At 68.6% G+C, this 25,747-nt stretch carries 23 protein-coding genes and 1 other RNA gene; 11 read left to right on the top strand and 13 right to left on the bottom strand.

The features are described 5' to 3' along the window. Positions 1 to 40 precede the first annotated feature (40 nt). Entirely contained in the window at positions 41 to 322 is a 282-nt protein-coding gene (locus NS1_RS35130; RefSeq protein WP_157125571.1) for a hypothetical protein, read from the top strand. Here the strand turns inward: NS1_RS35130 and NS1_RS35125 are convergent. Together NS1_RS35125 and NS1_RS35120 are read right to left on the bottom strand one after the other, a co-directional pair. Then, positions 319 to 2,832, bottom strand: a complete 2,514-nt coding sequence (locus tag NS1_RS35125) for a GmrSD restriction endonuclease domain-containing protein (protein WP_062991569.1) — start codon at positions 2,830 to 2,832, stop codon at positions 319 to 321. The two genes, NS1_RS35130 and NS1_RS35125, sit on opposite strands and share 4 nt — an antisense overlap. Before the next feature lie 103 nt (positions 2,833 to 2,935). Beyond that, the gene (locus NS1_RS35120) at positions 2,936 to 3,958 is read right to left on the bottom strand and encodes a hypothetical protein (RefSeq protein WP_062991567.1); all 1,023 of its coding nucleotides are present in this window, start codon (positions 3,956 to 3,958) and stop codon (positions 2,936 to 2,938) included. A 221-nt stretch (positions 3,959 to 4,179) separates the two neighbouring features. On the opposite strand from NS1_RS35120, the gene NS1_RS35115 reads away from it, so the two are divergent. After that, positions 4,180 to 4,383 carry a cold-shock protein gene (locus tag NS1_RS35115; protein ID WP_056821080.1) on the top strand — a complete coding sequence of 68 codons (204 nt, stop codon included), beginning with the start codon at positions 4,180 to 4,182 and terminating at the stop codon, positions 4,381 to 4,383. 58 nt (positions 4,384 to 4,441) lie between these two features. Here the strand turns inward: NS1_RS35115 and NS1_RS35110 are convergent, their stop codons facing one another. From NS1_RS35110 to NS1_RS35100, 3 genes are all read right to left on the bottom strand, one after another. Next, positions 4,442 to 7,453 carry a bifunctional [glutamine synthetase] adenylyltransferase/[glutamine synthetase]-adenylyl-L-tyrosine phosphorylase gene (locus NS1_RS35110; RefSeq protein WP_062991565.1) on the bottom strand — a complete coding sequence of 1,004 codons (3,012 nt, stop codon included), beginning with the start codon at positions 7,451 to 7,453 and terminating at the stop codon, positions 4,442 to 4,444. Between the two features lie 132 nt (positions 7,454 to 7,585). Further along, positions 7,586 to 8,926 (bottom strand): type I glutamate--ammonia ligase, encoded by a 1,341-nt coding sequence (gene glnA / locus NS1_RS35105; protein WP_062991563.1) that lies wholly within the window; start codon positions 8,924 to 8,926, stop codon positions 7,586 to 7,588. A gap of 121 nt (positions 8,927 to 9,047) precedes the next feature. Continuing rightward, positions 9,048 to 10,580, bottom strand: coding sequence for an alpha/beta hydrolase (locus NS1_RS35100; RefSeq protein ID WP_062991561.1), 1,533 nt, complete (start codon positions 10,578 to 10,580; stop codon positions 9,048 to 9,050). Between the two features lie 199 nt (positions 10,581 to 10,779). Between NS1_RS35100 and panB the strand changes: the two genes are divergently transcribed. The 4 genes from panB to NS1_RS35080 all read left to right on the top strand — a co-directional run bounded on the left by panB (position 10,780) and on the right by NS1_RS35080 (position 14,017). Beyond that, the gene (gene panB, locus NS1_RS35095; protein ID WP_062991615.1) at positions 10,780 to 11,646 is read left to right on the top strand and encodes a 3-methyl-2-oxobutanoate hydroxymethyltransferase; all 867 of its coding nucleotides are present in this window, start codon (positions 10,780 to 10,782) and stop codon (positions 11,644 to 11,646) included. Between the two features lie 143 nt (positions 11,647 to 11,789). Continuing rightward, positions 11,790 to 12,194 (top strand): hypothetical protein, encoded by a 405-nt coding sequence (locus NS1_RS35090; RefSeq protein ID WP_255284813.1) that lies wholly within the window; start codon positions 11,790 to 11,792, stop codon positions 12,192 to 12,194. After that, positions 12,194 to 13,156, top strand: a complete 963-nt coding sequence (gene pip / locus NS1_RS35085) for a prolyl aminopeptidase (protein ID WP_062991557.1) — start codon at positions 12,194 to 12,196, stop codon at positions 13,154 to 13,156. Before NS1_RS35090 ends, pip begins: the two co-directional genes overlap by 1 nt. A gap of 3 nt (positions 13,157 to 13,159) precedes the next feature. Beyond that, positions 13,160 to 14,017, top strand: coding sequence for a CHAD domain-containing protein (locus NS1_RS35080; protein ID WP_062991555.1), 858 nt, complete (start codon positions 13,160 to 13,162; stop codon positions 14,015 to 14,017). A 12-nt stretch (positions 14,018 to 14,029) separates the two neighbouring features. Here the strand turns inward: NS1_RS35080 and NS1_RS35075 are convergent, their stop codons facing one another. Next, positions 14,030 to 15,466, bottom strand: a complete 1,437-nt coding sequence (locus NS1_RS35075) for an RNB domain-containing ribonuclease (RefSeq protein ID WP_062991553.1) — start codon at positions 15,464 to 15,466, stop codon at positions 14,030 to 14,032. Positions 15,467 to 15,534: 68 nt separating this feature from the next. Continuing rightward, on the bottom strand, positions 15,535 to 15,867 hold the full coding sequence (locus NS1_RS35070; RefSeq protein WP_056821111.1) for a hypothetical protein: 333 nt from the start codon (positions 15,865 to 15,867) through the stop codon (positions 15,535 to 15,537). 414 nt (positions 15,868 to 16,281) lie between these two features. Between NS1_RS35070 and NS1_RS35065 the strand changes: the two genes are divergently transcribed. Then, entirely contained in the window at positions 16,282 to 16,653 is a 372-nt protein-coding gene (locus NS1_RS35065; protein WP_062991551.1) for a hypothetical protein, read from the top strand. A 63-nt stretch (positions 16,654 to 16,716) separates the two neighbouring features. Here the strand turns inward: NS1_RS35065 and rnpB are convergent. After that, an RNA gene (gene rnpB, locus NS1_RS35060) (RNase P RNA component class A) lies at positions 16,717 to 17,124 on the bottom strand. A 36-nt stretch (positions 17,125 to 17,160) separates the two neighbouring features. On the opposite strand from rnpB, the gene NS1_RS35055 reads away from it, so the two are divergent. Both NS1_RS35055 and NS1_RS35050 read left to right on the top strand, forming a co-directional pair. Beyond that, positions 17,161 to 18,048, top strand: coding sequence for an alpha/beta hydrolase (locus NS1_RS35055; RefSeq protein WP_062991549.1), 888 nt, complete (start codon positions 17,161 to 17,163; stop codon positions 18,046 to 18,048). 40 nt (positions 18,049 to 18,088) lie between these two features. Beyond that, positions 18,089 to 18,625 carry an NUDIX domain-containing protein gene (locus NS1_RS35050; protein WP_062991548.1) on the top strand — a complete coding sequence of 179 codons (537 nt, stop codon included), beginning with the start codon at positions 18,089 to 18,091 and terminating at the stop codon, positions 18,623 to 18,625. 82 nt (positions 18,626 to 18,707) lie between these two features. Here the strand turns inward: NS1_RS35050 and NS1_RS35045 are convergent, their stop codons facing one another. The 5 genes from NS1_RS35045 to cobC form a co-directional block, all read right to left on the bottom strand. Further along, entirely contained in the window at positions 18,708 to 19,397 is a 690-nt protein-coding gene (locus tag NS1_RS35045; RefSeq protein WP_062991546.1) for a S1 family peptidase, read from the bottom strand. A gap of 140 nt (positions 19,398 to 19,537) precedes the next feature. Continuing rightward, the gene (locus NS1_RS35040) at positions 19,538 to 20,668 is read right to left on the bottom strand and encodes a bifunctional RNase H/acid phosphatase (protein WP_062991544.1); all 1,131 of its coding nucleotides are present in this window, start codon (positions 20,666 to 20,668) and stop codon (positions 19,538 to 19,540) included. A 16-nt stretch (positions 20,669 to 20,684) separates the two neighbouring features. Beyond that, the gene (locus NS1_RS35035; protein WP_062991542.1) at positions 20,685 to 21,422 is read right to left on the bottom strand and encodes a zinc ribbon domain-containing protein; all 738 of its coding nucleotides are present in this window, start codon (positions 21,420 to 21,422) and stop codon (positions 20,685 to 20,687) included. A 241-nt stretch (positions 21,423 to 21,663) separates the two neighbouring features. Beyond that, on the bottom strand, positions 21,664 to 22,779 hold the full coding sequence (locus NS1_RS35030) for a Nif3-like dinuclear metal center hexameric protein (protein ID WP_062991540.1): 1,116 nt from the start codon (positions 22,777 to 22,779) through the stop codon (positions 21,664 to 21,666). A gap of 45 nt (positions 22,780 to 22,824) precedes the next feature. Then, positions 22,825 to 23,877: an Rv2231c family histidinol phosphate aminotransferase CobC gene (gene cobC, locus NS1_RS35025; RefSeq protein WP_062991613.1), complete on the bottom strand. Its 1,053-nt coding sequence runs from the start codon at positions 23,875 to 23,877 to the stop codon at positions 22,825 to 22,827. Positions 23,878 to 23,948: 71 nt separating this feature from the next. On the opposite strand from cobC, the gene NS1_RS35020 reads away from it, so the two are divergent. Together NS1_RS35020 and NS1_RS35015 are read left to right on the top strand one after the other, a co-directional pair. Further along, the gene (locus NS1_RS35020; protein ID WP_062991538.1) at positions 23,949 to 24,452 is read left to right on the top strand and encodes a low molecular weight protein-tyrosine-phosphatase; all 504 of its coding nucleotides are present in this window, start codon (positions 23,949 to 23,951) and stop codon (positions 24,450 to 24,452) included. Further along, positions 24,452 to 25,318, top strand: coding sequence for an SURF1 family cytochrome oxidase biogenesis protein (locus NS1_RS35015; protein ID WP_062991536.1), 867 nt, complete (start codon positions 24,452 to 24,454; stop codon positions 25,316 to 25,318). Before NS1_RS35020 ends, NS1_RS35015 begins: the two co-directional genes overlap by 1 nt. Positions 25,319 to 25,747 lie beyond the last annotated feature (429 nt).

The following is a 25,747-nucleotide window of genomic DNA, read 5'->3' as shown; positions in this document are numbered from 1 at the left end:
ACTTGCCACTCCCTTGTGAGCGTCTTGAAGAGTGGAGGCCGTGTACATCGAAGAATTCACCGCCGCGGGACCGCTCACCGAGCAGGCGGTCGAGGCGCTGATGACCGTCGCGAACAGATACACCTCGGCCATCACCCTGACCGTCGGCGAGCGCACCGTACAGCTACCGGTGCTGCCGGTGTGCTGGGACGAGCTGCCCGTGTGCGCGGGCACCTCGATCACCGTCGAAGCCGATCGCGGTTACCGGCCCGCCGATCTCGAAGATCGAACCGCGCTGACCGACTTCGTCTCGACCTTCCAGCGCGCGACCGGGCAACCCTAGAGCGGCAGTCCTGCCTCGATCCAGTTGTAGGCCTGGATCTTTCGGGACTCGGGGTCGTTGACCACCTGGTTGATCAGGTCGTTGATCTGGTCGTTGGACAGGGGGTAGCCGTAGTGTTCGGCCGCGCCCGCCGACGCCCACAGGGACGCGAAGAGTCCGGGACCGCCGAGGATATGGGCCAGGGCGGTGGCGACCTCCTCGACGGTGTCGATGACGCCGTGCACGAGCGCGATCGCGATGTCTTCGTCGCCGGGCGGCATGCCGGGGGCCAGCGCACCGGATTCGACGGCGCGCTGGGCCAGCCAGGCGCGCGGAACCAGAGGGCTCGGGCCGATGGCGTCGCCGAGGTAGTAGCGCCATTCGCCCGGGTTGCCCTGGTCGAAGGCGTGGATGTAGAAGGTGCGGGTGAGCGCCCACAGGGCGATGTAGCGCAGGGCGAGCTGTTCGGCGCCGAGCAGTGAATCGGGGCCGTCGGCGCGGTCGTGCTCCAGCTGATTCCAGGCGAAGCGGAACCAGACCTGTTCGGAGTTGCCGACCCAGGTGGCGGGCAGACGGTCGGCCAGTACGGCCAGGTCGCCTACCGGGCCGTCGACGGAGGTATCACCGGAGGCCTCCACGCGCAAGTTGTCGACGTACCCGCGCAGGGCGTCGACGGAGGTGAACACCGCGTAGCCCAGCTGGGCGAAGCGGGTGAGGTCGGCATTGGACGGTTCGAGCACGAGCACCACCGGCATACCGACGCCCGGCTGCAGACCTTCAGGCCAAAAAGCCTCGGCGACAGCGAGTTCGCGTCCGGTGACCGGGTCGGAGACCTCGCTGTCGAGCAGCGGGAAGCCGAAGCCGTCGGCGACGAGGTCGTCGACGAGAGCGTTGACCTGGTCCACCGCGGGATCGCCGACGGTCACCCCGGCGACACCCACCGTCAGCAGGGTCGGGCGGTGCAGCTTGCCGGTGCGCAGCTTTTCGAGGAAGGCATCGGCCGAGGCGGAGAGCAGTTTGCGGCGGGCGCGCAGGAACTCGCGATAGTTCTCCACCCGCCACAGCGACGGGTCGGTCGGAATCCACTGCGAGGCGAGCGCACCCGGGTTGCGGCGCTCCACCTCGGCGAAGTATTCGGCCGGCTCGCGCTCGCCGAGCTCGGCCTCGGACCCGGGGCCGAGGAAGCAGAAGTTGGCGATCGCGTTGATCTCGTTGCGTTCGTAACCGGCATCGCGCAGCAGCGTTTTCGGGAACAGGTAGTGCACCTGCACGGGCGTGCGCTCACCGAACTGCTCGATACCGAGTTCCGAGCCGCTGCCGAGATCGCGCGAACCGTCGACGCGGGTCAGCATGTAGAGCAGCGGATAGAACCGGGACCCGCGGGTGGCGCCGGCGAAATCGTCGGCGCACAGGTCGAGCGAGCCGCCGCGCAGCCGTTCGAGCGAGCCGATCAGCGCGTCGATGCCGCCGCGCTCGAGCGTGTCGTAGTCCTGCTGCAGGAAGGTCTCGGTGGAGCCGCTGAACCGGCCCCACAGCGCCGAATGCACGTACCAGTACAGCACCCGGTCGCGGTGCAGATCGTTGTCGAATCGGCCGCCGTTGAGGAACAGCAGCCGGGTGATCACCGGAATCGCGTAGCGCCCCATCAGGACTCGGTCGTGATCGAGTCCGAGCCTGCCCGCCACGGTGTCGAGGAAGGTATCGACCTGCTCGGTGGTGTCCACCAGCGCCTGTTCGAATTCCGCGGGCGCGAGATCACCGAGCGCGTCGAAGTGCGCGCGCCCGTTGCCGACCGCGATCACATTGCGCAGCAACCAGTCCAGGGTGAAGGTGTAGCCGTCTTTGTCCCAGCGGATCAGGTGGTCGCGCAGGTTGCCCCTGGCCTGCGGCCACTGCGCGCACAGCGTGGCCAGCGCGAGGTCGCCCTTGGACAGCTTGGTGCCGCCGGAGTTGACCCGGTTGAAGATGTCGACCACCTCGTCGACCGTGCGATCCGATCCGGTGATGGTCTCGACGTTGAACTCGCGGTTGGCGACCTCGCGAACCTTGTTCAGCCGATCGAGATAGAGCGCAAGGGTTTCCGGCGACTCGTCCGGGAACCTGGACAGGTAGTGCATCGGGCCCTGGGCGAACAGTTCGGTGATGTCGATCCAGGCCGGCGCGGTATCGCGGCCGGGCACCTGGAATTCGAAAAGTTCGCGCTCGACATCGAAATGCAAACCGGTGAAAGCGATCTCGTCGCCTTCGAAGAACGACGGCGCCGTCCCGCGCATGATCCCGTAGAGGGTGGTGATGCGCTGCTGCCCGTCGAGCAGCAACTGGCGCAGCCCCGAGCCGGTCGTCGACCCGCGCACCGCGATGTCCTCGGACCCGGTCTCCCACACCAGCAACCCACCGACCGGATACCCCAGGTACAGCGACCGCATGAGTCCGCGCACCTGATCGCGGTTCCACACGTAGCCACGCTGGAATTCGGGCAGCAGCACAGCACCGGAGTCGATCTGGTCGAGCAGGGAGGACAGACGTGTCACGGCAGCCTTTCGATCGAGATCCGGTGGCAGGCAAGCGCCCCATCGTTGCACGAATCGTACCGACACATCCCGACATGCCAGCGGCCGAATGGAACTGGTGCGGTCACTCCATCCCGGACACAGCGGCCCGGAAGGCGTCGGAGGCGTAGAACGGGGCCAGCCTGCGGCGCAGCACGGTATCGAGATAGCCACGCTCGTCGAGTGTTTCCAGGACCGGCGGGCCGAAACGCAGCGCCTCTTCGAGCATCTCCGCGCGCCCTACGCCCAGCTCAGCCAGCAATTCGGCAAGGGGGGTGTCGCCGTATTTGTCGAAGACGTGGTCGACACCTTCGTCGAGCAGGGCGCGGAAGTAGTCGGTATCGCGGAAGGTGCGCCAGAATTCGAAGACGAGCACCACGATGTCTTCGACATCGGTGGCCGAGACCAGATCACGGAACGAGCCGACCGCGTCGCCGGTGTGTTTGCGCCAGGTCTCGCGGGCGCTGCCGAACAGCACCTCGTCGACGTCACTGCTGTTGCCGCGCAACACGAATCGCGCCCCGGTGCGGGTGAGCCTGCCGACGCCGCTCTCGATCGCCGGCATCGCGGGTTCGGCCAACCGTGACAGCGCGCCGCGCAACGATCGGACCAGCCCTCCCCCTTCGGGGTGCAGGCCGTCGTCGACCGCGGTGACCACCGCGCGCTGGACCGCCTCGACGCACGCGTCGACGGTCACCGGGCTGTCGAGCACCAGCCGCACCAGGCGGTGGGTGAGGTCCAGGTCGGCGACGGCGTCGACCAGCTCGTCGAAGCGGCGGTTGTCGACGAGCTCGCCGACCTCGATCTCGTCGTTGGCGCGATGGTTGTACAAGCGCGTCGCGATCTCGCCGACGAGTTCGGGAATCGCCCCCTCCACCGGAACCTGCACGGCGAACTTGTGCGCGACCGCCTTGATCTGCTCGCGGGTGACCGCCTCGGCCAGCGTCAGCTCCGCGGCCTCGTCGAGCGCACCGTCGATCTCCTCGGTGACGAACTCGAGGAACCCGGCGGGCTCGCGCAGCTGCTGCTTGGTGAACGCCACATGCGCGTCGAGCACCCGCATGGCCAAGTCGACGTGCCCGCCACGCCCCGCGTTCGTCTCACCCATACCGCCCAGATTGGCACAGTCCGCGACGCGGTGGGAAAGGGGCACTCACATTAGTTGCCGAGCGACGCGACACGCCGGTTTTCCACCGCAGACTCCGCCCAGATCGGGTTGCGAGAAAGCGCTAGGCGCGGTTTGCTGGCGAGTATGGCATACTGGGTTGCTGAGACTGGGCTGATCGCAAGTGATCGCCATGGCTCACCTACGGAAAAGACTTTTAAAACATGACTCAAGGCACCGTCAAGTGGTTCAACGGCGAAAAGGGCTTCGGCTTCATCGCCCAAGACGGAGGCGGCCCCGACGTCTTCGTTCACTACTCGGCTATCGGCGGATCGGGCTTCAAGTCCCTCGAAGAGGGACAGCGGGTGGAGTTCGAGGTCGGCCAGGGCCAGAAGGGCCCGCAGGCCCAGGACGTCCGCGCCATCTGATTTCGGCGTGAACTGAAAAAGCCCCGCACCAGTGGTGCGGGGCTTTTTCATGTCCGGACTATCCCCCGAACACGCGCTCGACGACCGCCTTCGCGCGCCGGGTGATGCGCATGTAGGTGTCGAGGAATTCGCTGCCGTCGTCGTTGGGCCAGCCCGCTACCCGAGCGACCGCCGACAGCAGTTTGCCGGGACCGGGAAGCTGGTCGGTCGGTTTACCCTTGACCAGGACGAGGGCGTTGCGGGCGGCCGTCGCGGTGATCCAGGATTCGCGCAGCAACGCGACGTCCTCGGATTCGAGGATGCCTTCTGCCTCGATCACGTCGAGCGCCTGCAGGGTCGAGGTGTTGTGCAGTGCGGGGACCTCGTGCGCGTGGCGCAATTGCAGCAGCTGGACGGTCCATTCGATGTCGGCCAGACCACCGCGACCCAGTTTGGTGTGGGTGGACGGATTGGCGCCGCGCGGCAGGCGTTCGGCGTCGACGCGGGCCTTGATGCGGCGGATCTCGCGCACCGATTCCTCCGACACCCCACCGGTCGGATAGCGGATCGGGTCGATCACGTGCAGGAAGCGCACGCCCAGATCCTGATCGCCCGCCACCTGGTGGGCGCGCAGCAGCGCCTGTACCTCCCACGGCTGAGCCCATTGCGCGTAGTAGGCCTGATAAGCGGCCAGCGTGCGAACCAGGGGCCCGTTGCGGCCCTCGGGGCGCAGGCCCGCGTCCACCTGCAACGGCGGGTCGACACTCGGTGCGCCGAGCAGCCGCTGGACCTGCTCGGCGATCCCGTTGGCCCACTTCACGGCGGTGGCCTCGTCCTCGCCGGGGCGCGGATCGCAGACGAACAGGACGTCGGCGTCGGACCCGTAGCCCAGTTCCATGCCGCCGAGCCTGCCCATCCCGATCACCGCGAAGTCGGCGGGCGCAGGCCCACCACGTTCGGCCTCCGAGGCGCGAATGACCGCGCTCAGTGCGGCCTCGAGCACCGCGACCCAGACCGACGACAGCGCCGCGCACACCTGCGGCACGTCGAGCATGCCGAGCACGTCGGCCGAGGCGACCCGGGCGAGTTCGTGGCGACGCAGTGAACGTGCCGCCGCGACAGCGCGTTTCGGGTCGTCATAGCGCGCGGCCGCGGTCTGCATGCCGCGCGCGACGTCTTCGGGGTTGGTGCTGAGCAACTGCGAGCCACCGGGCCCGTCGGCGTACATGCGGATGGTGTCGGGCGCGTTGATCAGCAGGTCGGGTAGGTACTCCGAGGAGCCGAGCACGATCATCAGGCGCTGGGCGACGGCGCCTTCGTCACGCAGTTCACGCAGGAACCAGGTCTGGTCGTCGAGACCCTCGGAGACCCGGCGGTACGCGAGCAGGCCCGCGTCGGGATTCGGTGTGTCACCCAGCCATTCGAGCAGGGTCGGCAGCAGTAGCGCCTGGATGCGGCCCTTGCGCGAGACGCCGCCGGTGAGGGCTTTGAGGTGGCCGAGCGCGTTGGCCGGGGCGCCGTAGCCGAGGGCGGCGAGCTGGCGGACGGCGGCATCGGGGCTCAGCCGCAGGGCGTCGGAGTCCATCCGGGCGACCGCGTCCAGCAGCGGGCGGTAGAACAGTTTGGCGTGCAGGCGGCGCACCCGCACGGCGTTGCGGCGGATGTCGGTGTCGAGCACGCCGACCGCGTCCTGGCGGCCGTCGGGGCGAATGTGGGCGGCGCGGGCGAGCCAGCGCATGCCCTCCTCGTCGTCGGCGGCGGGCAGGGTGTGGGTGCGCTTGAGCCGCTGCAGCTGCAGGCGGTGTTCGAGCAGGCGCAGGAATTCGTAGGAGGCGGTGAGGTTGGCGGCGTCCTCGCGGCCGACGTAGCCGCGCGCGGCGAGCGCGGCCAGCGCCTCGACGGTGTTGGTGACGTGCAGTGCGTCATCGACCCGGCCGTGCACCAATTGCAGTAGCTGCACGGCGAATTCGACATCGCGCAGGCTGCCCGCACCCAGCTTGAGCTCGCGCTCGCGCATGTCGGCGGGGACCAGGTCCTCCACGCGGCGACGCATCGCCTGGACGTCGGCGACGAAGTCGGGGCGTTCGGAGGCGGTCCACACCATCGGCATCAGGGCGTCGCGGTACTGGCGGCCGAGTTCCATGTCGCCGGTCATCGGCCGGTTCTTCAGCAGCGCCTGGAACTCCCAGGTACGCGCCCACCGCTTGTAGTAGGCGAGGTGGGAATCGAGGGTGCGCACCAGGGCGCCCGCTTTGCCCTCGGGGCGCAGGGCGGCGTCGACCTCGAAGAAGGCCGAGCTGGCCACGCTCATCATCTCGGCGGCGAGCCGGGTCGCGGTGGCGTCGGCCGGTTCGGCGACGAACACCACGTCGACATCGCTGACGTAATTCAGTTCTCGCGCACCGCATTTGCCCATCGCGATCACCGCGAGCCGGACCGACAGCTCGCCGTTCTTGCACACTCGCGCGACCGCGACCGACAGTGCGGCCGTGAGCGCGGCGTCGGCCAGATCCGACAGATGCTTGCCGACCACCAGGTACGGCGGGACCGGCTCGTTCTCGACGGTGGAGGCGAGGTCGACGGCGGCCAGCAGCATCAGCTGATCGCGATACCTGCTGCGCAACAACGCCACCGCCTCGGGACCGGCGATGCCGGCGCGAAACAGCATCGGTCCCGCGTTCGGACCGGTCTCCGGGGCCGCGTCGACAGCGTCGAGCAGATCGGCGATCAGCTCGTCCCGGCTGGGAAGCTCCTTCTTACGCAGCACTTTCCACGCGGCCGGGACAGCGACCAGGTGGTCGCCGAACGCCGTCGACGACCCGAGCAAACCGAACAGCCTGCCGCGCAACGTGGTGTCGGATCGGATCGCCGAATCCAGTTCGGGCCATGCGTCTTCGAGCGATTCGTGAAGCCGCACGAGCGTACACAGGGCCAGATCGGCATCGGGCGAACGCGACAGGGCCCAGAGCACGGGCACCGCGTCGACGTTATCCCAGCCGAGCTGACGCAGTGAAGCCGTCGCCGTCGGTTCGAGTAAACCGAGCCGGCCGACGCCGGGTACAGCGGAGCGGGCAGTCGGTGGCCGGACCATAGCTGTAACTCTAGCGGCTGGCGCCGCCGGGTTTTCGGCCTGGGAACCTTGATCTTCCCTCCCTACGGGCACTCCTTCGTCGCACCCTTCGGTCAGTCCAGATCAAGGCGGCCGAAAACCACCATGGACCGCTTAGAGACTCAGGTATTCCTTGAGCTCCCATGGGGTGACCTGCGAGCGGTAGTCGGCCCATTCGCGGCGCTTGTTGCGCAGGAAGAAGTCGAAGACGTGTTCGCCGAGAGTCTCGGCGACCAGCTCCGAGCGCTCCATCGCCTGCAGCGCCTCGTCGAGGGTGCCGGGCAGGGTGCGGAAGCCCATCGCGCGTCGCTCGGCGTCGGTCAGCGACCAGACGTCGTCTTCGGCCTCGGGGGGCAGGGTATAGCCCTTCTCGATGCCGCGCAGACCGGCGGCCAGCAGCACCGCGAAGGTCAGGTACGGGTTGCAGGCCGAGTCAGGGCTACGGATCTCGACGCGACGCGAGGACGACTTGTTCGGGGTGTACATCGGCACACGCACCAGCGCCGACCGGTTGGACCGGCCCCAGGAAGCCGCGGTGGGAGCTTCGCCGCCGTGGATCAGGCGCTTGTAGGAGTTGACCCACTGGTTGGTGATCGCGCTGATCTCGGGGGCGTGCTCGAGGATGCCCGCGATGAACGAGCGCGCGGTGCCCGAGAGGTTGTTCGGGTCGTCGGGATCGGCGAAGGCGTTGTTCTCGCCCTCGAACAGGCTCATGTGGGTGTGCATGGCCGAGCCGGGGTACTGGGAGAACGGCTTGGGCATGAACGTCGCGCGCACGCCCTCGTCGATCGCCACCTCCTTGATGAGGTAGCGGAAGGTCATCACGTTGTCGGCCATCGACAGCGCGTCGGCGTAGCGCAGGTCGATCTCCTGCTGACCGGGAGCGCCCTCGTGGTGGCTGAACTCCACCGAGATGCCCATCGATTCCAGCGAGTCGATGGCGTGGCGGCGGAAGTTCGGCGCCGCGTCGTGCACGGCCTGGTCGAAGAAGCCGCCGTTGTCGGCCGGGGTCGGCTCGTAGCCGTCCTTGAGCTGGTCCTTCAGCAGGAAGAACTCGATCTCGGGGTGCACGTAGCAGCTGAAGCCCGCGTCGGCGGCCTTGTTCAGCTGACGGCGCAGCACGTGGCGCGGGTCGGCCCAGGACGGCGAACCGTCGGGCATGGCGATGTCGCAGAACATCCGGGCCGAGTGCTGGTGGCCCTTGGAGCTGGCCCACGGCAGCACCTGGAAGGTCGACGGATCGGGCCGCGCGACCATGTCCGCCTCGGACACGCGCGCGAAGCCTTCGATGGCCGAGCCGTCGAAGCCGATGCCCTCCTCGAAGGCGCCTTCGAGCTCGGCGGGGGCGATGGCGACGGACTTGAGGTAGCCCAGCACATCGGTGAACCAGAGACGGACGAAGCGGATATCCCGTTCTTCGAGCGTCCGCAGCACGAATTCCTTCTGGCGATCCATACCGGCGAGCGTAAGCACCCGGCGTTAAATCCGTGTTACATACACAGACGGGTTTGCGATCGCGTCACATCATTCGCACATCTCACCGGCCACGACGGGGCGTGGTGAGTAAATCTGGCTCTCAGCATGTGAGACCAGGAGCGGGCGTGGCGAGATCGACGAGGTAGTTGATCACCGCGTCGTCGAGGCACCGATCGCCCGCGACGAGAGCCGCGGTGTGCCGATTGCCACGGAAGGTGATCAGGTCGGCGCCCAGCTGTGCGGCCAGGTCGACACCGGCTTGGTACGGGGTGGCCGGGTCGTCGGTGGTGGACACCACGACGGTGGGCGGCAGGCCAGGGGCCGAGACCCGATGCGGGGTGCTGGTGTTGGGCACCGGCCAGGCGGCGCACAATTCCAGCGGGGCGGCGCCGGTGCCCTTGCCGTCGTCGAGGAACGGGGCGGCCTTGCGGTATTCGGAGTCCTGACGGCCGGTCACCGCGGGATCGGTGATGCGGGGATCGTCGACGCAGCGGATCGCGTTGAACGCGTCCTGGGTGTTGGCGTAGGTGCCGTCTTGGCGGCGGCCGTCGTACATATCGGCCAGTTGCAGCAGGGTGTCGCCGTTTCCGCCGCGCAGTTCGGACAGCCCTTGGGTGAGGATATCCCACAGTTCGTCGCTGTAGAGGGCCTGCTGGACGCCGGTGATCGCGTCGTTGTAGCTGAGGCCGCGCGGGTCGGCGGTCGGCGCCGGGGTCTGTTCGAGTGGGCCGACAAGCTCGCGGAAGCGGGCCACCGCCTGGGCGGGGTCGGTGCCGAGGGGGCAGTCGGCGTTCTTCGCGCAATCGGTGGCGTAGGCGGTGAACACGCCCTGGAAGCCCGCTGCTTGGCGCAGCGATTCCTGGACGGGGTCCTGCGAGGAGTCGACGGCGCCGTCCAGGACGAGGGCGCGCACGTTCTGCGGGAACTTCTCCGCGTAGGCGGAGCCCAGGCGGGTGCCGTAGGAGTAGCCGAGATAGCTCAGCTTCGCGTCACCGAGGACCGCCCGCATCACATCCATGTCCTGGATCACCTCGCGGGTGCCGACATGACCGAGCAGGTCCACACCCGATCGCTGGGCGCAGCGGTCGGCGTATTCGCGGTTGTCGGCCTCGGCGTCGGCGATGCCCGCCGGGGTGTTGTCGGTGGGCCGCTCGGCGCGTTCGGCATCGGCCTGCTGCGGAGTCAGGCAGACGATCGCGGGCAGCGACGAGCCGACACCGCGCGGATCGAACCCGACCCGATCGAACTTCTCCGCCAGTTCGGTGCGGTTGCCGACGCCGACCATCGAGAGGCCGGAGACGCCGGGACCACCCGGGTTCATCAGCAGCGAGCCGACCTTCTTGCCGGTGGCCGGGATCCGCGAGAGCGCGATCTGGGCGGTCGGGCCGTCCGGGCGCGCGTAATCGATCGGCACGGTGATCCGCGCGCACTCGGTTTTGGGCGGCACCCGGTCCTCCGGGCTGCCGTAGCCCTCACACGAGCCCCAGCTGATCTGCTGGTCGTAGAAGGTGTTCAGACCCGACGGCGGCGGGGGCAGCTCAGCGCGCGGTGTGCTGTCCTCGCCGGTGCCGCACCCGGTGACGATCAACGCGGAGACAGCGCCGAGGAGCACGACGAGCCGGACAGACTGCACGGTGGGCCCACCTTTCCGCGCCCTGCGGCGCACACGATGCGCCCGAATGGGCTTGCCTCACGGTAGCCGAATCGTCGATGTGACCGATCACACCGACGCCGGGCCTTAAACCCGTGCGGGCGCAGGTGGCACACTGGGATTGTCAGAAAAGCCCGGGGACCCGGTATGGGCCTCGAGGAACCAGACGAAAGGGACGATGATGTCCGTATCCGATGAGCAGAGTCCTGCCTACGGTGCCACTCCCGCCGAAGCTGTCCCCGCCGAGAAACCACGCCGCAAGACCCGCGTCCAGCATCTGCAGCAGATGAAGGCCGAGGGCGAGCGCTGGTCGATGCTGACGGCCTACGACTACTCGTCCGCGCGGCTGTTCGAGGAAGCCGGTATCCCGGTGCTCCTGGTCGGCGATTCCGCCGCCAATGTCGTCTACGGCTACGACACCACTGTGCCGATCACCATCGACGAGCTCATCCCGCTCGTGCGCGGCGTCGTACGCGGCGCGCCGCACGCCCTGGTGGTCGCCGATCTGCCGTTCGGGACCTACGAGTCCTCGCCGCAGCAGGCCCTCGCGACCGCCACCCGCTTCATGAAGGAGGGCGGCGCGCACGCGGTGAAGCTCGAGGGTGGCGAACGTGTCGCCGAACAGATCGCGCTGATCACCTCCGCGGGCATCCCTGTCATGGCCCACATCGGGTTCACGCCGCAGAGCGTGAACACCCTGGGTGGGTTCCGGGTCCAGGGCCGTGGCGACGGCGCCGAGCAACTGGTGGCCGACGCGATCGCCGTGCAGGAAGCCGGTGCGTTCTCGGTGGTGATGGAAATGGTTCCCGCCGACATCGCGGGCCAGGTCACCCGCAAGCTGACCATCCCGACCGTCGGCATCGGCGCCGGCGCCGACTGCGACGCCCAGGTACTGGTCTGGCAGGACATGGCCGGCTACACCAGCGGCAAGACCGCCAAATTCGTCAAGCGCTTCGGCAACGTGGGCGACGAGCTCCGCACCGCCGCAGCCGCTTACGCCGCGGAGGTCCGCCAGGGCACCTTCCCCGGTCCCGAACACAGCTTCTGAAGTTCGACCCGTGCGGCCGCTCCCGCGAGGGGGCGGCCGTCGCGTGTGAAAGGTGCTTGTCCGCGGCTGATGGCAGACTCGATGTCGACACTGTTCGACTAGCAGAGGTACCGATGCCGCGACGCCCTTGGAATTCTCGTTCTGTGCTGTTGATCGCGGGTGCGCTCGCCGCCGCGACCCTGACCGCGTGCGGAGGTGTGCCACCGGCTTCCACCGGCAGTGCGGGCAGCACCACCTCCTCTGCCGCGGCGGCGACCACAGCCGCACCGGCTGGGACTCTGACGATCAGTCCGTCGTCCGCCGCGCAGCTGTGCGACATGATCAGGCCGGAGCTGTCGAACTTCCGGGTGCAGGGGCCGACGCTCGGCAGGATCTCGCTCAACGCCATGGTGCACGACTGGGGGCTGCGCAACGGTGGCATCAACGGGCACATCCTCGCCGACAAGGCGATGGTCGACCGGGCGACCACCGAGAGCTGCCCCGAGGTGCGTACCGAGGCCCTCACCGCCCTCGAATTGCCCTCCCTCGCCGCGGGATTGGCGTTCTGATGCGCACCCTCTACCCCGAGATCGAGCCCGTCGAGCAGGGACTGCTCGATGTCGGCGACGGCCAGTCGGTGTACTGGGAGGTCAGCGGCAACCCCGACGGCAAGCCGGTGGTGTTCGTGCACGGCGGACCGGGCGGGGGCACCGGGCCCCTGCAACGGCGTTTCTTCGACCCGGCGGTGTACAAGATCGTGCTGTTCGATCAGCGCGGCTGCGGAAAGTCCATGCCGCACATCGCCGATGGGGCTTCCCTCGACACCAACACCACGCCGAATCTGATCGCCGACATGGAGTTGCTGCGCGCACATCTCGGGATCGAGCGCTGGCAGGTGTTCGGCGGCTCGTGGGGCTCGACCCTCGGCCTGGCCTATGCGCAAGCGCACCCGGAGCGGGTGACCGAACTGGTGCTGCGTGGCATCTTCTTGTTGCGGCGTAAGGAGATCGACTGGTACTACAACGGCGCCGCGGGCAATGTCTACCCGGCCGAGTGGGCGAAATTCCTGGCGCCCGTGCCGGTCGAGCACCGCGATGACGACCTCGTCGAGGTGTATCACCGATTGCTGCACTCCCCCGATCCGCAGGTCGCACTCGATGCCGCGATCGCCTGGTCGACGTGGGAAGGCGCGACGAGTTCGCTGCTCCCGCAACCTGATCGGGTCGCCGAAACGGCCGAGGCGCGCTTCGCACTCGCCTTCGCCCGGATCGAAAACCACTATTTTCGCCACGGCGGATTCCTCGACGAGGGACAGTTGCTGCGAGACATAGATCGGATCGCCGACATCCCCGGCGTGATCGTGCAGGGTCGCCACGACATCGTGTGCCCCGCGGTGAGCGCCTGGGATCTGCACACCGCGTGGCCGTCCTCGACCCTGCACATCGTCGAGGACGCCGGGCATACCGCGCACGAGCCCGGCATCACCCACCACCTGGTGGAGGCGACCGACGCGTTCGGGAAGCGAGGCTGACACATGGCGACCAAGGCCGGAAAAGCCGTCGTCGCGGCACTACGCGAGGACATCGACCGGCTCTTCGACGCCGAGCCCGACGTCCGCGCCGACGCCGACGATTCGGTCCACCAGATGCGGGTGGCCACGCGCAGGCTGCGCAGCGTCCTTCGCTCCTACCGCAAGCTCTTCGACGCCGACGAAGCCGCCGCCACCGAGGCGGAGCTGAAGTGGCTGGCCGACCTGCTCGGCGTGGCCCGCGACGCCGAGGTCCGCGCCGAACGGTTCACCGACCTGCTGTCGGACTACGACGATGCCCCCACCGAGATCACCGATTCCCTGGTCGGCGCGTCCCGCAAGGCCTACACCGATGCCCACGCCGAGGTATTGAGCGCACTGGATGCCAAGCGCTACCGTCGCCTGCGCACAGTGCTGAAAACCTGGCGCACCGATCCCCCACTCGCACCGGAACTCGCTCGCGACAAGGCAACCGACGTCTTCGACCGGGTCCTACGTCGCGACCGCGAACGCCTGCGCAAGTTGGTCTTCGCCGAACCCACCGCCACCCCCGCCGACCGGGTGGAACTGCTCCACGACATCCGCAAGGGCGCCAAGCGGTTACGGTATTCCTGCGAAGCCGCGACCACCGTCCTCGGCTCCGACGCAGGCGATCTCGGCACCCGCGCCAAACGCCTGCAATCCGTGCTCGGTGACCACCGTGACGCCGTCGAATCCCGCGAAGCGATCCTGGCGGTGGCCGCGCACGCGCACGGCCCCGCGGCCACGGTCTACGAACTTCTGGCCGATACCGAAGAAGCGGCCGCCGGCCGAGCCATCTCCCACTACCCCTCGGCAGCGGCCTTCATCTCCGTGCGGAACTGAAGTCCCCGACGATCAACGAGCCCCGTCGTATTCGAACCCGATCGTCCGGGTTCCCGGATCCGCGACAGCCAACCGCACAGCGACCGTCTGCCCTTCCGGCGGCCGTCCCTCACAGCGCGCGAGGATCGGCGGTTCGCTGACGAAGATCTCGGCGGGCCGAGACCCGTTGGCATCACGCAGAACCACGGCGGAGAACTCGGCGCCGACCCGAGGCGCGAGAACGGTGGCCTCGGTCAGATCGACGCACGCACGATCCACCTTGTTGGCCACCCCGTCGGTGCGCCGCATCGTCTCGGCGGCTCCCGTCAACCCGTCCACCACCCACTGCGGCACCTCGACCCCGGCGGAGTAGGCCAGGCATATCTCGGTGGTGAACCGATCGGCCAGCCGTCGCAGCGGCGCCGTCACATGCGCGTACGGAGCCCCGATCGCACTGTGCGTCAACTGCTCCGGCGACGGATCGTCGAGTTCGGCGAGCAGCGTGTAACTGGCCCCCCGCAACAAGCCGGTAGCTTCCGACATCAAGACCAGCGCCGCGGGCGTGTTCGCGTCGAGTCCGGCGAGCATCCGCCCCACCGGCATCTCGGCGGGCCACCGCACGCCCAGCGCCGCCGCCGTCCGCCGCATCGATGCGATCGCGCTCTCCGGCGGCGCCGGCATCGTGCGCAGCAAGCCGATCCCGTTGTGCTCCACCATGATTCGCGCGGCACACATTCCGGTGAGCAGCGAGATCTGCTCGTTCCAGTCGTCGGCGTCGGTACGCGGCTCCAGCTGCAGACGCCAGCCGTCACCGTCGGGAACCACTTCCTGGGCGGGCAACCGCAGCGAGATGGCGCCCTGTTCGAATCCCGCCTCGATCCGCAGCCGCCCGAATTCGGGCAGCGCGAGCAACGACGGATGCAACGTCGCCGCGTCGGCAGCGGCCTGAACCTGCGCGTAATCGAACCGCTCCCGGGAGCGCACCAGCGCGCGGGTCACCGAAAAGCTCAGCGGCGCAGCATCATTGTCGAGTTCGATGGTCCACAACGCGGCGGGCCGGTCGACGCCGGGCAGCAGACTCGCTGTCCCCTCGGACAGCACCGTCGGATGGAGCGGGACCGTGCCGTCGGGCAGATAGAAAGTTTGCCCGCGCATTTCGGCCTCCGCGGCCAGAGCACTGCCCGGCACGATCACCGCACCGAGATCGGCGATCGCGTAGTGCAGGGTGAAGCCGGTGGGAGTGCGTTCGATATGCAGCGCCTGGTCCAGATCCAGCGCGCCGGGCGGGTCGATGGTCACGAACTCGATATCGGTCCGATCGACCCGAGTGCCCGCGAACGCGTCGACCGCGTCGCGGGCTTCGGAGACTGCCTCGGCCGGATATTCCGAGGCCAGTCCGAATTCGGAACGGATGGCGCCGAAGTCGACCGGCGCCGAGACGATCCGCTGGTGGAGTCGGAAACCAGCCATCCGACCCAGGTTCTGCGAACTACTCGTCGTGTGTGATCCGAAGTCCATAGCTCGCAGACTAGCGAGTTCTACTTCAGGGCGAGCATGGTGCCGTTGAGCTGATCGAGCGGGCCGTACACCGTGAACGTGACCCGGCCGTTGGGAACGGCGGAGGACACGGTCGCGGCCGCGTCGAGCGCCTGACCGAACGAGGCCGCCGACGGGTGCGGCAGACCGGCGACAGTCAGGCCGAATCGAGACTGATGAACCCAGGCGGTATCAGCCGGGCTGAGGTCGACCTGGACCCCGCCTGCGAGCGGGGTCACCGCGACCGCGCTCGCCGAACCGGCACCCAGCGTTGCGAAAACCGCAGCGGCTCCGGCGATCAGTGCACCGGCGACAATGGAACGAACTACCCGCATGTAAATGTGACCTGCTTCCGCGATCGAATGTAATGGGCCCGAGGAAGTGGCAGCGAGCCCTGCCGACGGCGATCACTCTATGACCTCGCTCACGTTCCCGGCGAGTTCCAGCGCATTTTCGCTGTCCGGACACACGAACGCCATGACCTCGCGGGCAATTGTTACTGTGGCGGCGGCGCACTCGGCAGCTGCCGGGTTGTGCGGCACTCACGTCGATAAATGGGAGTTTGCGAACGTATGTCGTGGCTGATTTTCGATTACCTGTCGCCGATCCTCGGACCGGACGCGGCCAGCTATTGGGCGCATCTACTGGCGATTAACCCGGGATAGCTCACCGCTTCGATCCAGAACATGTCGCTTCCCGTTAACCACAGGGGAAGCGGCGTGTTTCCTGGGCCGCTAGCATCCCGCTGCGTGAGTAGAACTACCGCCGCCATCGCGGCCAGCGCCACCGTCTTCGCCCTGCTTCTGGCCGGCTGCAGCGACGACTCTTCCTCCGCCGGCGCCCCCACCGCTTCCACCACGGCCGCGCCGACCTTCCAGGTCGAAGCCAGCAAGGCGGGCATGTTCGTGGTGAGTTACCGCAACGCCTTCCCGAAGCTGGCGCAGGGGCGTGACGATGCCGCCATCGCCGCGGTGCTGAACCATTCCTGCTCCGAGATCAAAGCGGGCAAGTCCGAGGCCGATACCGTCGCCACGATCATCAAGGCGGCCAAGAACGGCGACACCGCCGCGACCACCGAAGAGGCCACGGCCGTCTACCAGATGTCCAAGCTGATGTGCTGAGCCGTCAGCGGCGAAGCGAGGCGGCGGCTCCCGGTGGGAACCGCCGCCTTCTCGTTTCGTGGGCGGGCGAGCCGGCCTGTAAGCCGGATCCTGTCCCCGATTCGCATCGGGGGGCGACCATCCATCTGGACACACCGTTGCCGGGTGCCTCGAGCGGTCCACCCGCAGGCTCGGGCGAGCAGCCCTCGAACACCTGCGCAGCCGCACCGTTGCCGGTGCGACCTTTGACCTTGCTCCGGGCGGGGTTTACCTAGCCGCCTCGGTCACCCGAGGCGCTGGTGCGCTCTTACCGCACCGTTTCACCCTTACCGCACTCGCGTGCGGCGGTCTGTTCTCTGTGGCACTGTCCCGCGGGTCACCCCGGGTTGCCGTTAACAACCGCCCTGCTCTGTGAAGTCCGGACTTTCCTCGGTACCGGGCAGCGACACCGTTGGTGCCCGTTCCCGTTACCGCGGTCGCCCGGCCGACTCGCCCGCCGGTACAGAGTACTCGCTACGGTATTGACTCATGGAACGTGTCGACGTCAGTTTCCCTTCGGGTGACCAGCAGTGCGCCGCGTGGCTCTACCTGCCCGACGGCGCGCCTCGTCCGCGCCCGTTGGTGATCATGGGACACGGGCTCGGGGCCACCCGCGAGATGGGGTTGGATCGGTATGCGCGGCGGTTCGTCGCGGCGGGAATGGGGGTGCTGGCGTTCGACTACCGGAATTTCGGTGCCAGTGAGGGTTCGCCTCGCCAGGTGATCGACATCGCCCGTCAGCGGCAGGACTGGAAGGCCGCAATCGCCTACGCGCGCAGCATCCGGGGCTTCGATGCCACGCGGATCGCGTTGTGGGGCACCTCGTTCGGCGGTGGACACGTGCTCGCGGTGGCGCCCGACGACGATTACCTCGCCGCGGTGGTGGCCCAGGTGCCGTTCACCAGCGGCTGGGCGTCGGGGATGGCGAAGGGTCCGATCAGCCTCACCAAGGTCGCCACCATTGCCGCCACCGACCTGCTCTTCGGCCCGATCCGCCGCAAGCCCATCCGCATCCGCCTGGCCGGGCGCAAACGCTCCGCGGCGTTGATGAGCGCCACCGACGTGCCGGAGGGCTACGGCCGACTAGCCGAGGAGAGCGCCACCTACGACCCCAAAGTCGGTGCCCGCGTGGCCTTCTCGACCCTATTCGACTCCCCCGGCCGCCGCGCCAAGTCGTTGAAGGTCCCCGTCTTCTACGCGATCGCCGAAAACGACTCGATCGCCCCCGTCGGCCCGACCCGCAAGGCCGCCGAACGCACCAAACACGCGGTGGTCAAGCAGTATCCGGTCGGCCACTTCGACGTGTACTTCGACGATGTCTTCGAACAGGTAGTGCGCGACCAGACCGATTTCCTGGTGTCGGTCCTTCGCCCCTGAACCGCCCGGATACGCCGCGGGGGTGGGGCACCATGGGGTGATGGAACAGATCAGCTCGCGCACGTTGTACACCAACCCGTGGATGCGGTTGCGGGAGGACACTGTTCGGCGGGCGGACGGCTCGGTGGGGATCTACGGCGTCCTCGACAAGGTCGACTGGGCACTGGTGATCCCCTTCGACGGCACGGGATTCCACCTCGTCGAACAGTTCCGTTATCCGCTGGGCATGCGGTGCTGGGAGTTCCCCGCGGGCACACCGCCACACGGCACCACTGCGACGCCGGTCGAGTTGGCGCACAACGAATTGCGTGAGGAGACCGGGCTGCGCGCCGAACACATGCTTCGACTCGGCGCTCTGGCCGCGGCACCCGCACTGACCGACCAGCGCGGCCACTGTTTCCTCGCCACCGGCCTCACACCGGGCGAGCCGGACCGCGAACACGAGGAGCAGGACATGCGCACGGCCTGGTTCTCCCGTTCACAGGTCGAGGCGATGATCCTGCGCGGCGAGATCATCGACGCCCACACGGTAGCCGCCTACGGGTTGCTACTCATGCACGAGCGCGGTCTCGGCTGACTGCGGCGACCTTCTCCGACCCTCGACGACAAGGGGCGCAGCACCTGTTCGATGCTGCGCCCCTTGTGGTTTCGCGGGTCTATCAGATGGGCTGGAAGCCCGCGCCCACGCCGCCCGCGCGGTTGAGCACGTCCAGGATCACCTGGATGGGCTGGAAGTAGGCGGGCGAGTGAATCGGGTTGGCGCCGCCGGTGCAGGGAACGTCGAAGTCGACAGGGCCGAGGCCGGTGAGACGGCCCTGGTTCATGCCGACGAGGCGGTCGCCGACCACGACGGGTCCGCCGGAATCGCCCGGCTGCGAGCAGTATTGGTTGATGGAGGTGCCTTCGAGCTCACCCCACACCACGCCGCAGCTACGACCGCTGGTGCGGCCGTCCGAGCACACCGTGGTACCGGGGCCGGGCGAGGCGCCGATACCCGCGACGGTGGTCTGGCCGATGGTGCGCACCGGCACCACCTTCGACGCATCCAGTTGCAGCACAGCGAAATCCAGGTAGTCGCCGTCGTCGGAATACGCGACCGTGCCGATCACGCCCGCCTTGAGCGCCTGCTCGGCGCCGACGCGCGAACCGGTCGGCGCGCAGTGCCCCGCGGTGAGACCGACGAGGCGGCCCGCGCCGTCGTGGCCGATGGCCGTGAGCGAGCAACCGGAGTTGTTGTCGAAGACAATGCCCGAGGCCGCGCCGAGCACCACGCTCGGGTCGGCCGTCACGCTACCCGCGCCCGCGGACGCGGTGAGCACCCCCGCGATGGCCGCCGCAAACGCCGCCATCCGTAGAAACCTCATCAAGTACCTTTCCTTGTGGCCGCGGCATTCCGCATGCCCGAGAATCTTTCGGGAAATGCGGCGTCGTCGTTACGCCGACCGTGCGCCGGGGCGACCGTACCGTGCCCAGGTGACAAGCGGCTAGCTCACAGGTACGAGGTGTCGTTGACCAGGCGCACCGAGGCGCCACCGTCGGGATAGAACTCGGCGACGCACAGCGACGCGAGGTCGAGGTGCAGGCGGTACAGCAGCGACGGGCCGACGCCCAGCGCCAGTTGCAGCAGGGTTTTGATCGGGGTCACGTGGCTGACCGCCACCACGTTCTGGCCCGGGTACAGCGCCACCAGATCGCGGCGCACCCCTTCGACCCGTTCGCGGACCTGATCGAAACTCTCGCCGCCGGGTGCGGGGATCGACGGGTCGCCGAGCCACTCGCGGTGCAGCAGCGGATCACGCTCGGCAGCCTCGGCGAAGGTGAGACCTTCCCAGTCGCCGAAATCGGTCTCGGTGAGGCCGTCGAGGATGCGCAACGGCACGCCGATGGCGGACGCTGCGGCTTCGGCGGTGGACCGGGCCCGCTGCAGCGGGGAGCTCACGACCGCGGCGATATCGCCTTTGGCGGCAAGCATTTTCGCGGCGCGTTCGACCTGCTCGCGACCGAGGTCGGTCAGTGGCGGATTGCCGCGACCGGAATACCGGCGCTCCACCGACAGCGCGGTCTGGCCGTGGCGCAACAGCAGCAGACGGGTGGGCTTGCCGACGGCACCGGTCCAGCCGGGCGAAACCTTGTTCGCATCAACCGATTTCGGCACCGCGACTTCGTCACCGGCAGCATGTCCGGCCGCGACGGCCTCGCGCACGGTTCCGGTGAGTTCACCGTCGTCCATCGCCTCGTTCGCGAGCCGGTCGGCGTGGGAGTTCTCCGCGCGCGGAATCCAGGTGAAGCTCACCCGATCGAATCCGGCGACCAGCGCCCGCGCCTGCTCGGCGAGCGGAATCATCGAGGCGTGCTTGATCTTCCAGCGTCCCGACATCTGTTCGACGACGAGCTTTGAGTCCATGCGCACCGTGACGACGCGCGCGCCCAACTCGGCCGACGCCGCCAAACCCGCGATGAGACCACGGTATTCGGCCACATTGTTGGTGGCGACGCCGATGAACTCCTTGCGTTCGGCGAGCACCCGCACGTGATCGGCGGCGAACACCACCGCGCCGTAACCGGCCGGGCCGGGATTGCCGCGCGAGCCGCCGTCGGCTTCGACGATCACCTCGGTCATCGACGCGCCGATCCGGTCACAGCCCCGATTCCTTGGTACGCACCATGATCGCGCTGCACTCCGGGCAGCGCAGGACCGCGTCGGGCGCGGCCTTGGCGATGCGCTGCATCTCGCCGCGGTCGATCTCGATCCGGCAGGCGCCGCAGCGACGGGCCTGCAGCAGGGCCGCGCCGACACCGTGCGCCGCGCGCTGCTTGTCGTAGACGGCGATCAGCTCGCCGGGGAACAGACCGATCAGCTCGGAGCGATCCTTCTCGCAACGCTGCTGCGCCACTTCGAGATCGGCCATCGCCTCGTCGCGCAGGCGTTCGGCGTCTTCGAGGTCGTGGTCGGCCTTGCTGAGCCGCGCACCCGCGTGGTCGTGGTCGGCGAGCATCGCCTCGCGCTGCTCCATCACGGTCAGCAGCTCGTCCTCGAGCACCGAGCGGCGACGCTCCAGGCTGCCCAGTTCGTGCTGGAGCTCGGAGAGCTGCTTGGCGGCGACGGTGCCCGCGGTGAGCATGCCGCGATCGCGGTCCTCACGCTTGCGGACGGCTTCGACCTCGCCCTCGAGCTTGCGGATGTCGCGGTCCAGATCGTCGATGCCGATCTCCACCGCCACGGCCGCGTCCTTGTAGCCGTTGCGCTCGGCCGCCAGACGCGCCACTTCCTGCTGCTCCGGCAGCGCGGAACGGCGATGGGCGATGCGCGTCAACTCGGCATCGACTCCTGCGAGCTGCAACAGCTTGGTCTGGACCGACGGTTCGACATTCAACGCGCACGAACTCCTGAACACAGTGGACGGATGGATCGATCAACCGTACCGCGCCGCGGGGTGTGATCACGCCATGACCCGAAGAGATCGCCGAAGGCGGGAACCGAACGCTGGGGCAAGCCGGGCGCCTACCGCCAGGAGGGTGTCGGGCGGTTGCTGTGGGAACGGCCGAAGAGCGCCCTCGTGGTCGATGCAACGAGCCCCTCGCCGTCGAGGCGCTGGCCGCCAGTGGTGACACCGATCAGCCGCTGACCGTCCACGGGTCGGTGCGCAGCGTCGAAACGCGGGTCCGCACCGCGGGGAGGGCGGTGTTGACGAACTGTTCGGCTTGACCGCACCAGGGGAACTCGGTGGCCCAGTGCGCGGCGTCGATGAGGGCGGGGCCGCCGCGGCGGAGGTGTTCGTCGACGGGGTGGTGGCGCAGATCGGAGGTGAGGTAGGCGTCGACGCCGGCGCGGATGGCCTTGTCGAGGTAGGAGTCGCCCGCGCCGCCGCAGACGGCTACGCGTTCGATGACGCGTTCGGGATCGCCCGCGGCGCGCACGCCCCAGACGGTGCGTGGCAGGCCGACGCCGACGCGGGCGGTGAACTCGCGCAGGGTCTCGGGCTGCGGGAGTTCACCGATGCGGCCGATGCCGAGCGAGGACGGCAGGGGTGCGCGTTCGGTGACGTGGTAGGCCGGTTCCTCGTAGGGATGGGCGGCGCGCAAGGCGGCGAGTACGGCGAGGCGGGAAGTCGGGGGCGCGACCACCTCGACGGCGTCCTCGGTGACGGTTTCGACGGTGCCGATCGCCCCGATCGCCGGGTTGGCGCCCGCGATCGGCAGGAATTGGCCGGTGCCCGCGGTGTACCAAGCGGCTTCGCGGTAGTCGCCGATCGCGCCCGCGCCCGCGGTGAACAAGGCCGACATCAAGGAAGCCGTGTGGGTCTGGGGCACCTGGATTACCCACTTGTCCACGGAGGCAAGCGGTTTGGGATCCAGCGGGCCGGTGACGGTGAGGCCGACGGCGGCGGCCAGCGCGTCGGAGACGCCCGGGTCGGCGGAGTCGGCGTTGGTGTGGGCGGAGAACAGGGCACAGCCGGAGCGGATCAACCGGTGCAGCAGTGCGCCTTTCGGCGTATCGGCGGCGACGGTGTCGACCCCGCGCAACAGCAGCGGATGGTGCACGACCAAAGCCTGTGCGCCCCAACCGATCGCCTCGTCGACAACAGCGGCGGTCGCGTCGACGGCGAACACCACCTTGGTGACCTCCTGCGCGGGGTCACCACAGACGAGCCCCACCGAATCCCACGATTCGGCCAGTCTCGGCGGGTATGCCGCGTCGAGTACCCCGATCAGTTCGGCCAGGTCGGTCACCGCTGCCTCCTTCTTTCCGTCGGAACTTTCGTCACTGTGGCCGAGTCACCACAGTGCCGCGCGCAGCGCGTCGATCAACCGGTCGACTTCGGCGGCGCCACGCACCGCGACGCGGAGGTGGTCGGGACCGAGCCCGGGGAAGGTGTCGGCGCGGCGCACCGCGATGCCGAGGTCGGCGAGGTGTTTGCGCAGCAGGGCGCCGTCGGGGACGCGCAGGAGCAGGAACGGGCCGGTGGCCGAGGTGTGGACGTCGACGCCGAGCGCGGTGAGTCGGTCGATCATGGCGGTGCGGTCCGCGGCGATGCGGTGTGCGTGCCGGCGGGATTCGGCGACGGCGGTGGGTTCGGCGGTGGCGATGATCGCCTCGAGTTGGAGGGTGCCGAGAGGCCAGTGCGGGCGGCCATGGGTGAGCCGTGCCAGGACTTCGGGAGCGCCGAGGGCGTAGCCGCAACGCAAACCGGCCAGTGCCCACGTCTTGGTGAGGCTGCGGAAAACCAGAACATCGGGAGCGGAGAAACCGGCCAACGACTCCGGTTCCTCGGACGCGGGGCTGGATCGCACACCATCGGCGCTGTGCCCACCGGCGACCGCATCGGCGAAGGCTTCGTCGATCACGATGATCCGGCCTGGTCGGCGCAGTGCCTGAATCGTCTCGGCGGGGTGCAGGATCGAGGTGGGGTTGGTGGGATTGCCGACGACCACGAGGTCGGCCTCGTCGGGGACCAGGGTGGGGTCGAGGGTGTACGGGCGTTCGAGGATCACCCTGGCGACCGGGACATCAGCCTCACGTAATGCGAGTTCCGGCTCGGTGAAGGACGGGTGGATGACGGCGGCGAGCCGGGGGGCCAGGCGAGGCAGCATCGCGAACCCCTCGGCGGCGCCCGCCAGCAGCAGCACCTCGTCCGGCGAGCGGTGGTGGCGGGCGGCGACGGCCGCGCGGGCGGCGCGTTCGTCGTCGGAACTCGGGTAGCGGCCGAGGTCGCCGAGCCGGGCGGCGAGGCGTTCGCGCAGCCAGTCCGGTGGGGCGACGCCCTGGACGTTCACCGCGAAATCGAGCATGCCCGGACGCGCCTCCACGTCGCCGTGGTGGCGCAACATCGCGGGGTCGACAGAGTCCTCGAGCACAACTGAACACCCTACGTGGCGGCGAATCGGCAGCACGAGCGACAATGGCTCCCGTGGGTCCCTTACATGTCTCGTTCATTTGCACAGGCAATATCTGCCGGTCACCGATGGCCGCGAAGATGTTCGAGGCGCACCTCTACCGAGCCGGCCTCGCGAACCGGGTGCGAGTGAGCAGCGCGGGCACCGGTTCGTGGCATGTCGGCGATGCGGCCGACCCGCGCACCGAGGCGACCCTGCGCCGGGCCGGCTACCCGACCGAGCACACCGCGGCGACCTTCGGTCCCGAGCACAGTGACGCCGACCTGATCATCGCCTTGGACACCGGCCACGACCGCGAGCTCGCACACCGCGGCGTCCCCACCGACCAGCGCAGGTTGCTGCGCAGCTTCGACCCCGCGGCCGACGGCCCCGACGTGCCGGACCCGTACTATGGCGACCAGTCCGACTTCGACCTGGTCCGCGACCAGATCGAGGCCGCCGTCCCCGGCCTGCTCGACTGGGTCCACGCCGAACTGGACGCCCGCAACCCCGCCGACGTGCCGCTCTGATGCGCAAAATCGCCTTCCTACTGCGCCCCAGCTGGCTGATCCTCGCGGTGGTCGTCGCCGCGTTCGCCTACCTGTGCTTCACCGTCCTCGCGCCGTGGCAGCTCGGCAAGAACGACAGCACCGAGCACCGCAACCAACTGATCGCCGACTCCGTGCAGGCCGACCCCGTGGCCGTGACCGAGGTCCTCGACGGCGACGCAGGCACCCACACCGAATGGCGCAAGGTGACCGCGACCGGCGCCTTCGTCCCCGAGTCGACCGTCCTGGTCCGGCTACGCCACCTCGACGGCGCCCCCGGTTACGCGGTCCTGGCCGCCTTCCGTCTCGAAGACGGCCGCACCCTCCTGGTCGATCGCGGCCTGGTCGCCTCGGTAGACGGCACCCGCCCACCCGCGATCGCCGACCCACCCACGGGCCCACACAGCATCGAGGCCCGAGTCCGAGCCTCCGAGGGCGTGGTCCCCGACAAGACTCCCAGCACCCAAGACGGCTTCCGCCAGGTGTACACCGTCGACACCACCCAGGAATCCACCGTCCTCGGCACCCCCCTCACCCCCATCCCGACCGGCACCGACAAGGGCGGCTACCTCCAACTGGCCGCCGACCAACCAGGCGCCTTCACCCCCACCCCCCTCCCCCAACTCGACGCGGGCCCCTACCTCTCCTACGGCCTCCAATGGCTGGCCTTCGGCCTGATGGCCCCCCTCGGCCTCGGCTATTTCGTAGTGGCCGAACTCAAAGCCCGACGCCGAGACCGCGCCCAACCGTCTGCACCGACCGCCCCCACCCCCACCGAAGACACACCGACGCCCGCCCAACCCACCACCGAAGCCCGCCTAGCAGACCGTTACGGCCGCAACCGCTGACAGCTGCCCCACCTCTAGGCGAGGCAACACGTAATCCGGTAGCTCGACCGACTCTCGGCCCCCGCGTGGGTGCGCCGCAGCTGGGAGGAGATCGGCGAGCCACCCCAGCCCGATAATCAAGGCAGGCGCCCACCGCAACAAACGCCGGCACCCACAACCACACCGTGCACCCAGCCACACCACGCACTCCCCTGATATCCGCAGCCCTAACGCACTCCCCGCCCCCAGCACACCCCAAGTCCGCCATGACCGCCCTGCCAGCCACACCGTGCACCCCAGGTCCGCCATGACCGCACCCCCAGCCACACCGTGCACCCCAGGTCCGCCATGACCGCACCCCCAGCCACACCGTGCACCCCACAGGCCGCCATAACCGCCGCCCTGCCAGCCACACCCTGCACCCCAGGTCCGCCATGACCGCACCCCCAG

Origin of the sequence: Nocardia salmonicida NBRC 13393 (genome assembly GCF_001613085.1) — a bacterium.
Lineage (GTDB): Bacteria > Actinomycetota > Actinomycetes > Mycobacteriales > Mycobacteriaceae > Nocardia > Nocardia salmonicida.
This window is presented reverse-complemented; position numbering and strand designations above follow the sequence as displayed.